14 protein-coding genes are annotated in these 14,487 nt (G+C 42.5%); 10 read left to right on the top strand and 4 right to left on the bottom strand.

Features of this window, described 5'->3' with window-relative positions; all coding sequences use genetic code 11:
• The first annotated feature begins 294 nt into the window (after nt 1–294).
• The gene (psbA, locus tag OSCIL6407_RS0111040) at nt 295–1,377 is read left to right on the top strand and encodes a photosystem II q(b) protein (protein WP_019487222.1); all 1,083 of its coding nucleotides are present in this window, start codon (nt 295–297) and stop codon (nt 1,375–1,377) included.
• 261 nt (nt 1,378–1,638) lie between these two features.
• On the opposite strand, the gene OSCIL6407_RS0111035 is transcribed toward psbA, so the two are convergent.
• The 3 genes from OSCIL6407_RS0111035 to OSCIL6407_RS0111025 form a co-directional block, all read right to left on the bottom strand.
• Entirely contained in the window at nt 1,639–2,379 is a 741-nt protein-coding gene (locus OSCIL6407_RS0111035) for an HhH-GPD family protein (protein ID WP_007357649.1), read from the bottom strand.
• Nucleotides 2,380–2,399: 20 nt separating this feature from the next.
• Nucleotides 2,400–3,032, bottom strand: a complete 633-nt coding sequence (locus OSCIL6407_RS0111030) for a DUF416 family protein (protein ID WP_007357650.1) — start codon at nt 3,030–3,032, stop codon at nt 2,400–2,402.
• Between the two features lie 70 nt (nt 3,033–3,102).
• The gene (locus OSCIL6407_RS0111025) at nt 3,103–4,005 is read right to left on the bottom strand and encodes a hypothetical protein (protein WP_007357651.1); all 903 of its coding nucleotides are present in this window, start codon (nt 4,003–4,005) and stop codon (nt 3,103–3,105) included.
• A gap of 495 nt (nt 4,006–4,500) precedes the next feature.
• Here OSCIL6407_RS0111025 and pds point away from each other — a divergent pair, with 495 nt between their 5' ends.
• From pds to OSCIL6407_RS0110985, 9 genes are all read left to right on the top strand, one after another.
• A complete protein-coding gene (pds, locus tag OSCIL6407_RS0111020) occupies nt 4,501–5,922 on the top strand; it encodes a 15-cis-phytoene desaturase (RefSeq protein ID WP_007357652.1) in 1,422 nt (473 codons plus the stop codon).
• Nucleotides 5,923–5,956: 34 nt separating this feature from the next.
• A complete protein-coding gene (gene crtB, locus OSCIL6407_RS0111015; RefSeq protein WP_007357653.1) occupies nt 5,957–6,886 on the top strand; it encodes a 15-cis-phytoene synthase CrtB in 930 nt (309 codons plus the stop codon).
• A gap of 68 nt (nt 6,887–6,954) precedes the next feature.
• Nucleotides 6,955–7,293, top strand: coding sequence for an EamA family transporter (locus OSCIL6407_RS36695; RefSeq protein ID WP_007357654.1), 339 nt, complete (start codon nt 6,955–6,957; stop codon nt 7,291–7,293).
• 137 nt (nt 7,294–7,430) lie between these two features.
• Entirely contained in the window at nt 7,431–7,853 is a 423-nt protein-coding gene (locus OSCIL6407_RS36690; RefSeq protein ID WP_007357656.1) for a DMT family transporter, read from the top strand.
• A gap of 12 nt (nt 7,854–7,865) precedes the next feature.
• The gene (locus OSCIL6407_RS0111005; RefSeq protein WP_007357657.1) at nt 7,866–8,423 is read left to right on the top strand and encodes an SLOG cluster 4 domain-containing protein; all 558 of its coding nucleotides are present in this window, start codon (nt 7,866–7,868) and stop codon (nt 8,421–8,423) included.
• 74 nt (nt 8,424–8,497) lie between these two features.
• Nucleotides 8,498–10,135: an NAD(P)/FAD-dependent oxidoreductase gene (locus tag OSCIL6407_RS0111000; protein ID WP_007357658.1), complete on the top strand. Its 1,638-nt coding sequence runs from the start codon at nt 8,498–8,500 to the stop codon at nt 10,133–10,135.
• A gap of 194 nt (nt 10,136–10,329) precedes the next feature.
• Nucleotides 10,330–10,947: a GTP cyclohydrolase II gene (locus tag OSCIL6407_RS0110995; protein ID WP_007357659.1), complete on the top strand. Its 618-nt coding sequence runs from the start codon at nt 10,330–10,332 to the stop codon at nt 10,945–10,947.
• 93 nt (nt 10,948–11,040) lie between these two features.
• Nucleotides 11,041–11,949, top strand: coding sequence for an orotidine-5'-phosphate decarboxylase (gene pyrF, locus OSCIL6407_RS0110990; protein WP_007357660.1), 909 nt, complete (start codon nt 11,041–11,043; stop codon nt 11,947–11,949).
• Nucleotides 11,949–12,659, top strand: a complete 711-nt coding sequence (locus OSCIL6407_RS0110985; RefSeq protein ID WP_007357661.1) for an SDR family NAD(P)-dependent oxidoreductase — start codon at nt 11,949–11,951, stop codon at nt 12,657–12,659. Before pyrF ends, OSCIL6407_RS0110985 begins: the two co-directional genes overlap by 1 nt.
• Here the strand turns inward: OSCIL6407_RS0110985 and OSCIL6407_RS0110980 are convergent.
• Complete coding sequence (locus OSCIL6407_RS0110980; RefSeq protein WP_007357662.1) at nt 12,656–14,134, bottom strand: MFS transporter; 1,479 nt, start codon at nt 14,132–14,134, stop codon at nt 12,656–12,658. The genes OSCIL6407_RS0110985 and OSCIL6407_RS0110980 overlap by 4 nt on opposite strands.
• Between the last annotated feature and the right edge of the window lie 353 nt (nt 14,135–14,487).

Below are 14,487 nucleotides of genomic sequence, written 5' to 3'. Positions count from 1 at the left end.
GCGACTTTTTCGTTTTTATCTAATTTTTAGTTCTGTAGATACAAGGGGTAGTTTCGCCAGTATTTCCAATATTTAAAGCCCACAGCTTCCTTACCCGCCTTGATGTTACAAGCATAATGCAGTCTGTTATCTGTTACCTCCGGCCGCCCCCAGATTAGCTATACTTATCTGTCTCATCAGCAACACTGTACTTAAAAAGGCTTTACAAACCGAAATAAAAGCGCTAATCTAATATTCATCGGGGAACAAAAGCCCCACCGAACCTTGAAAAATACATAAAGCAATCATAAGCACATGACAACTACCTTACAACAGCGCGAAAGCGCTAACGTCTGGGAGCGCTTCTGCGAGTGGGTAACATCCACCGACAACCGGATTTACATCGGTTGGTTCGGCGTTCTAATGATCCCCACCCTCTTAACCGCCACCATCTGCTACATCATCGCCTTCATCGCCGCTCCTCCCGTTGACATCGACGGTATTCGCGAGCCCGTTGCAGGTTCCTTAATGTACGGAAACAACATCATCACCGGTGCTGTTGTTCCTTCTTCTAATGCGATTGGTCTGCACTTCTACCCAATTTGGGAAGCAGCTTCTCTCGATGAGTGGCTCTATAATGGCGGCCCCTACCAGTTAGTGATTTTCCACTTCCTGCTTGGCGTGTTCTGCTACATGGGTCGCGAATGGGAATTATCTTACCGCTTAGGTATGCGTCCTTGGATCTGCGTAGCTTACTCTGCACCAGTGGCAGCAGCAACAGCAGTATTCTTGATCTACCCTATCGGTCAAGGTTCTTTCTCCGATGGTATGCCTTTGGGTATCAGCGGAACTTTCAACTTCATGATCGTGTTCCAAGCTGAGCACAATATCTTGATGCACCCCTTCCATATGTTAGGTGTGGCTGGTGTGTTTGGTGGTTCTCTGTTCTCTGCAATGCACGGTTCGTTGGTGACTTCTTCTTTGTTGCGTGAAACCACTGAGGCTGAATCTCAAAACTACGGTTACAAGTTCGGTCAAGAAGAAGAAACTTACAATATCGTTGCAGCTCACGGCTACTTCGGTCGTTTGATTTTCCAATACGCTTCATTTAACAATAGCCGTTCTTTGCACTTCTTCTTGGGTGCATGGCCAGTTGTGGGTATCTGGTTTACCGCTTTGGGTATTTCCACGATGGCTTTCAACTTGAATGGTTTTAACTTCAACCAATCGATTATCGACTCACAAGGTCGTGTTGTCAATACTTGGGCTGATGTGATCAACCGCGCTAATTTGGGTATGGAAGTAATGCACGAGCGTAATGCTCACAACTTCCCTCTGGATTTAGCTGCTGGTGAGTCTACTCCAGTTGCTTTGGTTGCTCCTGCTATCAATGGCTAATTCTTAGCTGGAGATAACAAGAAACGCTCTCATTCCTGAGGGCGTTTTTTGTTGGGGAAAAATATTTTGACCAACTTATAGATTAAGGGTTTGAGCATTTATTTTCTAACAGAATGCCTGAAATCAATATTTTTGCTAAAAGTCTTATGCTATAACCATCTCAGATTATTTTATGCCGAAACTGACAAGAAAGCGCTAGAGTGACAGAAGAGGGATAGATTCATTTAGGTAAATAACAGTTTGCTCTTAAATGAAGGAGAATTAATTATTAAATTGAGACGAAAAATCAAAAACAAGGCTAATGCTTGGATCGTAGTTTAAATCTACAACAGCTTGGCAGCGATCGCGCAGCGGACAATCTCCACAACGTGGCTTTTTAGCCGTGCAAACAGCCGCTCCGAAATCCAATAGCGTCAAGTTCCACTTTCCCACCTCTGTATCGGGGGCGACTTGTTCTGCTGCCTTCCAGAGCAGTTGACAGCGCGATTTAACTCGGTTGCCAAGCAAACCGAAAAAGCGCTCGAAAATGCGAGCGACGTTGGTATCGAGGACGGCTTTTGGCTGTCCAAAAGCATTGGCACAGATGGAACGCGCCGTGTACAAGCCAACTCCGGGGAGTTTGAGTAATTCGGCTTCTGATTCCGGGATTTTACCAGAGTACCGTTCGACGATTATCTGCACCGATTCGCAAAGCCTTTGAGCTCGAAAGTGCAAACCCAAAGGTTGCAACAGGCAAGCAACATCTTTAACTGGCGCTACGGCTAGAATCTCCAAGGTAGGATAGCAAGAGATAAAAGTTTCGTAAACGGGACTGGCTGTTAAGGCTCCGGTTTTTTGCAGTAAGAATTCAGCAACAAAGATGGAATACGGGTCGGTGGTGCGCCGCCAAGGGAAATCCCGCAAGTTATCCAAAGCCCAAGTTTGTAACTGATGGCGGAACCAAGCAATATTTGCTGCTTCGAGATGTTCCGTTTTCTCTGAATTAGAAAGTTTGCTTGTCATAGCTGCTTATAAGCTTTAATTCAAGATAAATCGATTAAACTTCGGCCGCTGTTGTTGCAAGAGGTGCGGAGCGATTCTAGAAATTCTCGGTTTAAAGTTTCGACTTCTTTCAAGCGCTGAATGTCTTCTTTCTCTTTAGCTATTTCTCGGAGCGAAAATGGATGTTTTGATATCTCTTCAACTTGCACTTTCCACGATTTTTGTAACCAATCTTGTTCGGTAATTTCTTTTTCAATATCAAGAAATTCAAAAATTGTGTCTTTTACAACTTTTACTACTTTAATAATTGCTTTTATATTGTCCGAATCAAGACAAGCTTTTAACGTGCTTGAAATCGCCACTACCGCTAAATGGGATTCGGCGGTATACCGTGATTCAAGAACATAATCACCAGGAACGATCGCTTCTTGACAATTTGTTATTAGTAACTCGATTATCTCGACCTCAACCGCTTTACCCTGTAAAATATGCCAGACTTCATCTAGAGAGGTTCTGAGAATGGAAGGATTTCCCTGACCTTCCTCTCTTGCAAAGGCATAATAATTTGGAAGCATTCTCTCGCAAATCGAAGCTGCGAAAGCAATCCTGTGTAAAGGCGGTAATTTTTCAAGTTCTTTTTCTAGTACGTCTAAGTTGTAAAAATCTAGATTCATTTAATCCATTACGACTTTGCTATTAAATTTACCTGCTCCAACTTTCGCTCGAAAAGCAGTAATAATCGCATTAGTTTTGCTCTCCAAACCTAGATAATAATTCTTCACGGGACGATTGCAATAGTAAAGGAGCCAATTCCTCTGGCGGTAAGGCTAACAATGGTGAGATCATTGCTGCTAATTGCCCATCTAAGGAACCAAAGCGCGACGTTAGTAGATTTTCTATGAGGCGGCGTTGTCCCTCTTGCATTCCCTGCTGTTGTGCTTCTTGTTTTGCCTGTTCTAATTGTTGATCGAAAAGTGGTGATAATCGCATAATTAACTCCTGATCTTCTACATCTTTATTTACCGTAACTTGTAACTCTGCCCTTAACCGATTGAGCATAGTTAAAGCATTTTTTCGGAATGGATGCGACACTGGAAGTGATTCTATTTCCGCGATCGCCTGCTTCTGAACATTACCTTTACCCAAAATCCTCAACCATAGGGTTTCTGGAGTACAAGGTAATTGGTGAATGACAACGATCGCACTCCTGAGTTCCGGTGCCATCAAGTAAACTCCCGGCAACCACTCCGGTTCTAATATAGCACGGAATCCCGACAACACTGCGACTGATGCAGTCGGTGTAAGTATCCACAATCTCGGTAAGACTAAATCGGCAACTTCTCTGGGATTGCGAGCAGCTTCACGGTAATATTTACGTCTAACTTCTAACTCTTTTGATAGGCAATCGCAAATTTCTTGGGGCGTGACGGGATTGCGAAATGGTTCTAAAATACAGGGAGTTTTTGCTAATCTTCCTAATAATCCTAAAAGTTCGGGATTCCCTTGGTTGATAGGTGCTGGCTCAAACCAAACATCTATTTCTCTGACTTCCGCACTAATACTACGGGGCGCTTGTACTGTGCCAAAAGGACTTAGTAACTCTTCTAAGTAATCTTTAGCAAATTTGTCGTGAATAAATCGAGTCATAATAAGAAGGAAGAGGGAAGAGGGAAAATTTTTTAGTTATCGCAGTTAATATTTAACCATGATTGGACTTACGCAAAGAAACAGAAACCAAGTTTCTTTGAAGATTGTTGGTTTATTAACAAGAGATTCACGAAGAAACCCAGTTTCTCACCTCGGTTCGGAGGTTCGAGTTTCTTTTAAGATTATTAGTTAATTAACGAGAAATTTACGAAGAAACCCGGTTTATCACCTCGGTTTGCGTAAGTTAAGTCATGTTTTAAACGCTTCATCCCTAAATCAAATTTTATCCGCTTGTTACACACAAACAGTAATTTGTCAACAGCCAAAACTAATAAAATTTTTCCCTATCTTTTACCTTGCCATCGACGATCGCGTTAACCCAGCGTAGGCTTAGCCAGCACTCGAAATCGCACCTTCTCCACCATTTCCTGAAAAAATGTAACAACTTGTAAACTATAATGAGACGGAATCAACCACAGAGGGCAAAGCGAAATCATGCGAGTTGCGATCGCGGGAGCAGGTTTAGCAGGACTTTCCTGCGCCAAATATCTCACAGACTCAGGGCACACCCCCATCCTCCTAGAACGGCGGGACGTGCTCGGCGGCAAAGTAGCGGCCTGGAAAGATGCCGACGGCGACTGGTACGAAACCGGCCTCCACATCTTTTTTGGTGCCTATCCCAATATGTTGCAGCTATTCAAAGAGCTCAACATCGAAGATAGACTCCAATGGAAAGATCACACCATGATCTTTAACCAACCAGAAACCCCCGGAACCTACTCGCGTTTCGACTTTCCCGACATCCCCGCACCCTTCAACGGCGTAGTAGCCATCCTGGGCAACAACGATATGCTCACCTGGCCCGAAAAAATCCGTTTTGGCATAGGCTTAATTCCTGCCATGCTCAAGGGTCAGAACTACGTCGAGGAAATGGACAAATACTCCTTCTCTGAGTGGCTAAAACTGCAAAACGTCCCTCCCAGAGTCGAAAAAGAAGTTTTTATTGCCATGTCCAAAGCTTTAAACTTCATTGACCCCGACGAAATCTCTTCAACAGTAATTCTCACAGCCCTCAATCGCTTTCTGCAAGAAAAAAATGGCTCAAAAATGGCCTTCTTAGACGGTTCTCCCACCGAGAGATTGTGCCAGCCAATGGTAGATTACATCTGCGATCGCGGCGGCGAAATTCGGCTCAACGCCCCCATCAAAGAATTTTTACTCAACAGTGACGGAACCGTTAGCGGCTTCCTAATTCGCGGCTTAGACGGAGCCCCCGACGAAATCCTCACCGCCGATGCCTACGTTTCCGCCATGCCAGTCGATCCTCTGAAAGTCATGCTCCCAGAACCTTGGCGGCAAATGGAATACTTCAAAAAGCTCGATGGCTTAGAAGGAGTACCCGTAATCAATGTACATTTATGGTTTGACCGTAAACTTACCGACATCGATCACTTGCTATTTTCGCGATCGCCCCTACTCAGCGTCTATGCCGACATGAGCAACACCTGCCGCGAGTACGCCAACCCCAACCGCTCAATGCTGGAGTTAGTCTTAGCACCAGCCAAAGATTGGATTAACAAATCCGATGCCGAAATTGTCGGCGCGACAATGGCCGAACTCGAAAAACTCTTCCCCGACCAAATCCCCCAACCCGCAAAACTGTTAAAATCCCACGTAGTCAAAACTCCCCGCTCAGTTTACAAAGCAACCCCCGGCCGCCAAGAGTGCCGTCCCAACCAAACCACACCCATAAGTAATTTCTATCTAACGGGGGATTATACGATGCAACGTTATCTTGCGAGTATGGAAGGGGCCGTACTTTCTGGTAAGCTGACAGCGCAGGCAATAGATAGCGATCGGCGCATCGAGGTAGGCGGTCAGCCCAAACCAGTGCTGAGTGAAACTCTTGCAAGCTGATAGCTAGACCCTGAGCCTGAGAGCTGAAAAAAGAATGCTGCAACTGTCAAAATCCCAGTGCATGAGAACTCTGGCCTCTGTGGAGGACTCCTACGAACTCTGTCGTCAGATCACGGAGAAATACTCCAAAACCTTTTATTTAGGCACTCAGCTAATGCCCGAAGCCAAGCGTCGGGCAATTTGGGCTATTTATGTCTGGTGTCGCCGCACCGATGAACTCGTGGACGGGCCGGGAGCTAGCGAAACTACGCCGGAAACCCTCGACCACTGGGAAGCACATCTAGAATCTCTATTTGCCGGTCACTGTCTAGACGACTTAGACGTTGCCTTCGTAGATACCATTTCCCGCTTCCCGCAGGATATCCAGCCATTTCGGGATATGATTGCAGGTCAGCGCATGGATCTGTACCGTTCCCGTTACGCAACCTTTGAGGAACTAGAACTTTACTGTTACCGCGTCGCGGGGACGGTAGGTTTGATGTCCACTGCGGTGATGGGAGTAGAGAAAACCAAATCGGCGGCTAGCTGGAATTGGCACTGGGATGCGAGAAGTCCCTCTGAAGAAGCGATCGCCCTGGGAATTGCCAACCAACTCACCAACATCCTCCGGGATGTGGGAGAAGATGCTCGTCGCGGTCGGATTTACATCCCCTTAGAAGAGTTAGCCCTGTTTAACTATACTGAGGAGGATTTATTTAACGGTGTCGTTGACGAACGCTGGCGGGAATTAATGCGTTTTCAAATCGGCCGCGCTCGCAAGTTTTATGCTAGTGCAGAACGGGGAATCAAGGTTCTTAGTCCAGATATCCGCTGGCCTGTGTGGGCGGCAATGATGCTATACAGCCAAATTCTGGACGCGATCGAGCGCAATAATTACGATGTTTTTCAGAAACGAGCTTTCGTTTCTAAACCCCGGAAAATGCTTTGTTTGCCCCTAGCTTTTCTAAGGTCAAAGGCGCTTTAGTTAGTGACACGACGTAATTGCTAATTGCTAATTGCTAATCGCTAAACTCGTTTATATTACGGCAGAAATTGAAACAAATTGATTCAGAAACAGTAGGGCTAGCCTACGGATTTCTTGGTGTCCTAATATTTAGTCTGACACTGCCGGCAACTCGTCTGGCAGTGGCTGAAATCGATTCAACTGTTGTCGGGTTAGGGCGTGCGATAGTAGCTTCTTCATTGTTGGCAATTATTTTACTCAAAATCACTCGGCAACCTTTACTATCCCGCAAACATCTATCCATTTTATGCGTGGTAGCGGCTGGTGTGATTGTCGGATTTCCCCTACTTTCAGCTTGGGCAATGCGTTGGTTGCCAGCTTCTCATGGCGCGATCGTGCTAGGGATTTTGCCCTTAGCTACCGCTTAGCAGGAGCCTTGAGAACGGGCGCGATCGCCCAACAACCCCATTCTGGCTGTGTAGTGGTATTGGTAGTGCTATTGTTGTCTTGTTTACGGTAATCACAGGAGATGGAACTTTACAGATAGCTGACCTCGCCTTACTGGGTGCAGTTGTTGCTGCTGCTGTGGGCTATGCCGAGAGGGGGACACTTATCCCGCCAGTTGGGGGGATGGCAGGTAATCTACTGGGCATTAGTTCTGTCTGCTCCATTTTTGGTCGTGCCTGTGGCGATCGCGATCCTCCAACACGGCCTTCACGCCTCATGGTCAGCATGGTTAGGCTTTAGCTATGTCAGTGTATTTAGTATGTTTCTGGGCTTTTTTGCTTGGTATCATGGACTAGCGATCGGCGGCGTAGCACGAGTTAGTCAAATGCAGCTTTTACAGCCGTTCTTGACTATTTTTGCTTCAGCATTATTTCTACAAGAACAGATTACAATGTTTACTATCGCTATAGCTTTGCTCGTTTTGATAATGGTTGCATTGGGCAAAAAAGCTACAATTAGATCTTCTATAAAATCAATTTAGTTGATTTTTATTATGAAAAAAATTGGTGTTTTTGGTTCGGCTATAGATACCGAAGATTCTGTCAATCAAAAAGCCAGAAAAGTTGGAGAGCAAATTGCTAGAACCGGCAATTGTATTATCACAGGAGCCTGTACTGGAATTCCCCTACAGGCTGTACTGGGAGCTAAGAGTTTAGGCGGTTATTCTATGGGATTCTCCGCCACATATAGTCCAGACAATCATCTCGCAGTGATGGAAACGCCTTTAGAATTATACGATGAGATAGTTTGGATACCCCCAGATTATAAGCACAAAGATAATGCAGCCGTTTGTCGCAAATATAGAAATGTTTCATCTGTCGCAGAATCTGATGCAGCTATCTTTATTAGTGGACGTTGGGGAACTCTCAATGAGTTATCAAATGCCTATGACATGGGTAAACTAATTGGAATTTTAAGTGATACTGGAGGCATGACAGAATATATTTTAATATTAATGGAAGCCTTGAAGAAGAAAACAAGTAGTCAAGTGATATTTGATAACGATCCTGAGAATTTGGTCAATCAGATTTGTCAAAAAATGACAGAATGATTTGCAATTCGTATGCTACACTAAAATCAAGATTCCAGTCACACAGAACAAAATTGTTTGAGCTATATAAAAATATGCAAGTGCAAGGCCAACTGAACGCTAAGAAAGTATGCTCCTCAGAAGAGAACCAGTTTGATGTTGGCATTGTGGGATCTGGGATTAGTGGCAGTATCCTAGCCGCAATTCTTGCTAAGCATAATGTTCGTGTGTTGCTTATTGATGCAGATAGTCATCCGAAATTTGCAATTGGGGAATCAACCGTACCCCATACCTCAAAGATGTTAGAATTGATGGGCGATCGCTATGGCGTTCCCGAACTCAAAAATCTTGCTACCTTTCAAGATATTCGTCAAAAGGTAACATCGTCTTGTGGTATTAAACTGGGTTTTGGATTTGTCTATCACCGCCAAGAGGAAGACCAAAATCCTCAACAAGTTACTCAAACTTTAATTCCCGGACAACCGGAGAACCACTGGTATCGGCAGGATATTGATTCCTATATGTTTCATACTGCCATACGTTATGGGACAGAATGCCGACAGAAAACAAAAATTATCGACATAAATATTGACGAGCAAGGTGTTGACTTAAAAACAGAACAAGGAGAAAAATTCAGAGTTAAATATTTAGTAGATGGCAGCGGTTATCGTTCTCCCTTAGCTCAAAAGTTTGATTTACGGGAAACACCAACTCGCATGAAAACTCACTCTCGTACTGTGTTTACTCACATGGTTGGTGTAAAACCTTACGAGGACTGCGTACACCCTAAAAATGTACTCGATCAGCCTGTATCCTGGTCTCAGTGTACGCTGCATCACATCTTTGATGGTGGCTGGATGTGGGTAATTCCTTTCAACAACCATAAAGATGCTACCAACCCTTTGTGCAGCGTTGGTTTGTGCTTGGATTCCCGACGCTTTCCTAAAAATGACACACCACCTGAAGCAGAATGGAAGCAGTTTCTGACCAGGTTTCCTTCGATCGCGAAACAATTTGAAGAAGCGAAACCAGTGCGGAGTTGGACTTCCACGTCTCGCCTGCAATATTCTGTCAAAAAATGCGTGGGCGATCGCTATTGCCTGACATCTCACGCTGCTGGTTTTATCGATGCGCTTTTTTCGAGAGGACTTGCTAATACCACCGCGATTATTGATGTCCTTGCTAATAGAATTCTGCAAGCTGTTGCCGACAACGATTTTTCAACAGAACACTTCGAGTATATAGAACAGTTGCAACAGAATACTATCAATTATAACGATCAATTGGTTAACTGCTCATATATCTCGTTTAGAGACTTCGATCTTTGGAATGCTTGGTTTCGGATGTGGTATCTCGCTGTAGGTTTGGGTGGTTTGAGGTTAGGAATGATGCACAAAAAATTCATTCAAACTGGCGATTATTCAGTCCTACCTGATGCCCATGAACCATTGGGTTTATTTAATATAGATCCGAAGAATGAAGAATTTAGAAAATTATGGGATGCTGCTGTTGCTATTGTGGAATCGGTAGATATAGGAGAGACTGCACCAAAAGATGCCGCACAAAAAATTATGATTATGCTCGATAGCGCTGACTTTTTACCTCCCGCTTTGAGGTTATCTGACCCAAGTAAGCGTTATATAGATTTCAAAAATGATGACATTAATCTGCACTTTCTTTCGTGGAAAACATTTTCTACCAGTCCGGAAATGGAAGCAATCTATAGCATTTGAAATAGTAGGGAGGACTTAGGCAAGTATTATGATTAAATCAAGCTTTATGGCTCGTCAGACTTCCGTTATGGATTGATATAACCAGGATTTTGGCATTAACACACTACTTTATGTGCCATTGTCTAACTCATATTAGGGTGCATAATCAGTAGATATTTTGTCAGATTTAGAGCGATTCTCTCAGGAAATTTAGCATGACTACATCGCCGACAATAGTGGATAAAGTTCTTGGTATATCATTATTATTTAAGGAGAAAGTTAACCTGTTAATGGGCGGTTATAAAATAAGAATGGATGGAGTTGAGGCAGAGCATGGAGTTATTTATAAAGGCAATATTGAAAATCCGGAAGAGCCAATTTTATTGCGAATTAATTCCGCTTGCTACACAAGCGACATTTTTGGCTGTCAAAGATGCGACTGTAACTGGCAACTCAGGCAAGCAATTGATACGATCGAGCGCTCAGAAAATGGTTTAATTATATATCACTTTAACCACGAAGGGAGAGGTGCTGGATGGACAAATAAATTAAAAACTTATGCGCTTATGGAACAAAGAAATTATACGACGTTTGAGGCTTTTTCACATTTAGGTATTCAAGTAGACCAGCGGAGTTATTATCCGGCTATTTTGATTTTGAAGGATTTGAATATCAAAGTGGTGAACCTGATGAGCAATAATCTTGACAAAGAGAATTTTTTAATCGCCAATGGTGTTAAAGTAAATCAAAGAATACCTTTGGTTAGTCACAAAAAAGAATGGCAAAAATATTTAATATCAAAAAAAATTCAATTTGGCCATGACATTCAATGATAGATTATTTGGTGAGAGTGTTTTTTAAAAAAATCAGGCATTTTTTGACCTAAAGTAGTTGGTGTTCAATCAAGATATTCTGGAAAGTAAACTATGCAATTTAGCGATCGCCTTGTAGAAAAAATCACCCAAACGAGTAATATAGTAGTTGGCATCGATCCGAATTTTGATTTAATGCCAAAGGCTATCCTTCCAGCTAGCGGCGATTCTCAAGCTGTTACAAATGCCTTAGTTAATTTTGCAAAACTGGCGATTGATACTGCCTACAATTTGATTCCAGCAGTCAAGTTTCAATCTGCCTATTTCGAGCAATTTGGTAGTGCAGGTATAAAGGCTCTAGCTCAATCTATTGAATATGCTAGAAATCAAAAACTTTTAGTGATTATGGATGCGAAAAGAGGAGATATCGGTTCCACCTCACTTGCCTATGCTCAAGCATATTTAGAAGGAAAGACAAAATTAACAAATGGATTGACAATCGAATCGGATCTAGAAGTAGATTGTATCACGATTAATCCATTTTTAGGAGACGACAGTTTAGAGCCATTTGTAGAAACGGCTATTAAATGTAATAAAGGTTTATTCATTTTGGTGAAAACCTCAAATCCTGGTTCCCAAATGATTCAAGATCGAGTTGTGAATGGAAAAACTATTTCTTACTATTTAGCAGAATTAGTTAATCAATTAGGCAAAGATAGTATTGGCAAAAGTGGTTACAGCTCTATCGGTGCTGTGGTAGGTGCTACATTTCCCGAACAAGCAAAACAGTTAAGGGAAATTATGCCGAATGCTATCTTTTTAGTGCCGGGAGTAGGAAGCCAAGGTGGTAAAATCGAAAATACATTCATCAATTTTAATCATGATGGTCAGGGTGCGATCGTACCAATTTCTAGGGGGATAACCTATTTCTCAAACCTAGATATGTCTTTAGAAGAATATCAATTATCAATGCGAAAAAAAGTTGAGTATTTTGTTGAAATCACGAAAAAATCTGGTAACTAATGAAAGATAATTTACTTGTAATATTGGGTGTGCAAGGAGCATTAGGTTCGGCTATTTCCTGTCGCGAAGATTTGAATGCCGATATTTTTGGCATAGATTTACCACAAGCAACTTGCCTTGAAAATTTAAGTTACTATCTTGCCTGTGATTTTAGCAACCGGAGTCAAATTCGAGCAACAATAGATACACTTCCTGTTTTTAACTATAAGAAAGTTATTTTTGTTAGTTGTATTGGTAAGTTTGGTGACGAAACATTTAACTCTTCCAGTTTTGAAGAAGATAGTTTATATGAAAATATTCAAGTTAATTTGGTAGGTATTGCTCATTTTATGATTGCGGCCATTAAAAGGTGTCTAACCCAAAATATTCCCACGCGAGTAATCATAGTTGGTTCGGCGGCGGCTTATGTTGGAAGTAGAGATATCGCCTATGGAATTGCTAAAGCCGGACTCAATGGATTAGTATTAAGTTTATCGAAGTCATTGGCTAGTCAGAATTCGGTGATTATTGGAGTCAATCCAGGAATATTTGAATCTACAATGTCCCAAGGGGTGTCTTCTGAGAGACAATCTCAGGCGATCGAAACTACGCATATTAAGCGAAAAGGAAGATTAGAAGAAATTGCAAACTTCGTGACTTATGTTGCCTTTGATGCACCTGATTATCTGACAGGCTCCATATTAAATATCAATGGAGGACAGTATACTTAAGATGTTGTAACAACAGGTTTCTCCACTTTCTCTAACACCCAGAAGACAGATGTTACAATTACTAAAGCTGCCATAACTATTGCAGCGGTGTGAAAAGTCGCCTGCACTCCAAAGACTAATGCCTCAACAGGTGCATCTGTGACATCTTTAACATCAAATCCAGATAGCTTAGCTGTAGCAATCGTAAAAGTTGAAAACAAAGCGCCCAAAATTGGCACGCCACTCATATGTCCGAATGTCCGCGACAAAGACAATAATGCAGAAGTGATACCTAAGTATTCCTTTGACACTGCTCCCATCACAGCACTATTATTGGGAGCGTAGAACATTCCCATCCCTACCCCTACAGGAATCATCCGCACAATATAACCCAATGAAGTCAACTCGCTATTAAAAGTGGCGATCGCTAAATACCCAAATGCCATTAAAATCAATCCAATTAAGCTGATAATTCGCTCTCCAAATCGGTCAGACATAATTCCACAAACTGGTGAAATTAGCCCATTTAGCATAGGCTGCACCGCCATTAACAAACCCACCTGACTAGCAGGATAATGCTTCACTAATTCCAAAAAGAAAGGGATGATAAAAATCACACCTGTGAGTGCAAGATAAACTATAAAATTCATTAATAGATTAAGCGATAACTCTAGCGATTCAAAAATTTTTAGGTTGAGTAGGGGTGCTTGAATGCGAGCTTCTATCGCCAAAAAACAGGCTAAGCTGATGGCAGCCAAAGTGAATAGAATCAGCACTTTGATACTACCGAAACCTTGGTTTTGAACTAAAGTTATGCCGAGTGCAAAGCAAGATAGGCTGATTGCCATCAACAACGCGCCAATCCAATCAAAGGGTTGTGACTCTTTAGTAATAATCTCTTTGGGTACAACTCTAAGTACAATCCAACTGGCAATTACACCAATAGGTACATTCACCCAAAATATTAAAGGCCAGTCCCATAAATTAATTAATAGTCCTCCTACCGTTGGGCCGAGGGCAATTGATATGGCAAAAATTCCGGCTATAATACCGAGTGCTTGTCCCCGTTGTTTTTCAGGAAATATTTCTGTAATAATTGCCGTACCTAATGCAGCAATAAACACAGATCCTATGCCTTGAACGACTCTAAAGCCAATCAAAAAACTAACATTAGGTGCTAGTCCGCATAGCAGGGAACCCAGTGTAAACAAGAGCATTCCAGTCAGGTACAACAGCTTTTTACTGTACATATCACCCAACCTACCCACAGCTAACACGAAAACGTTGAGCATCAGTAAATAACCGATCGCTACCCATTGAATGGTAATAAAGTTAGTGTGGAATGATTCAACTAATGTTGGTAGGGCGAGGGTAACGATGTGGATATCCAAACCAAACATAAACACACCAGTCCCAATCCCGAAGAGTGCCCACCATTTTTCAGAAGCTTTTGGTTCTGAGTGGATCTGTAAAGTTTGTTTTTCCTTATTTTGCATGGCACTAAAACTAATTATTTATCAGACTTTGTGCCATTTTTTCAGTCCACTACTAACTTAAGGCTGCACAGTTTAAGGCTTGCTAACCAGAAATAGGAGATGGAAAAAGGCTGCTACCTTGAACGCTGATTCAGGAATTACTCGCGATCGCATCTACCTAAGTTTACACAGGGTGCGATGTTCTTCTGTGCTTAGTTTTAGCCGTAAAGGAGTTGGTATTTTTTAATCTCTGTCAATTAAGAACCAAGATTTTTGTGGATTTATCCCAAAAATCTTGTCCTTAATAATCCCCGTGTCTGGAGACCGGGGAGTGTCAACCCAAGTCTAGAGCTGAAGTTCTCGCGCTATCCTCT

The organism is Kamptonema formosum PCC 6407 (assembly GCF_000332155.1).
Classification (GTDB): domain Bacteria; phylum Cyanobacteriota; class Cyanobacteriia; order Cyanobacteriales; family Microcoleaceae; genus Kamptonema; species Kamptonema formosum.
This window is presented reverse-complemented; position numbering and strand designations above follow the sequence as displayed.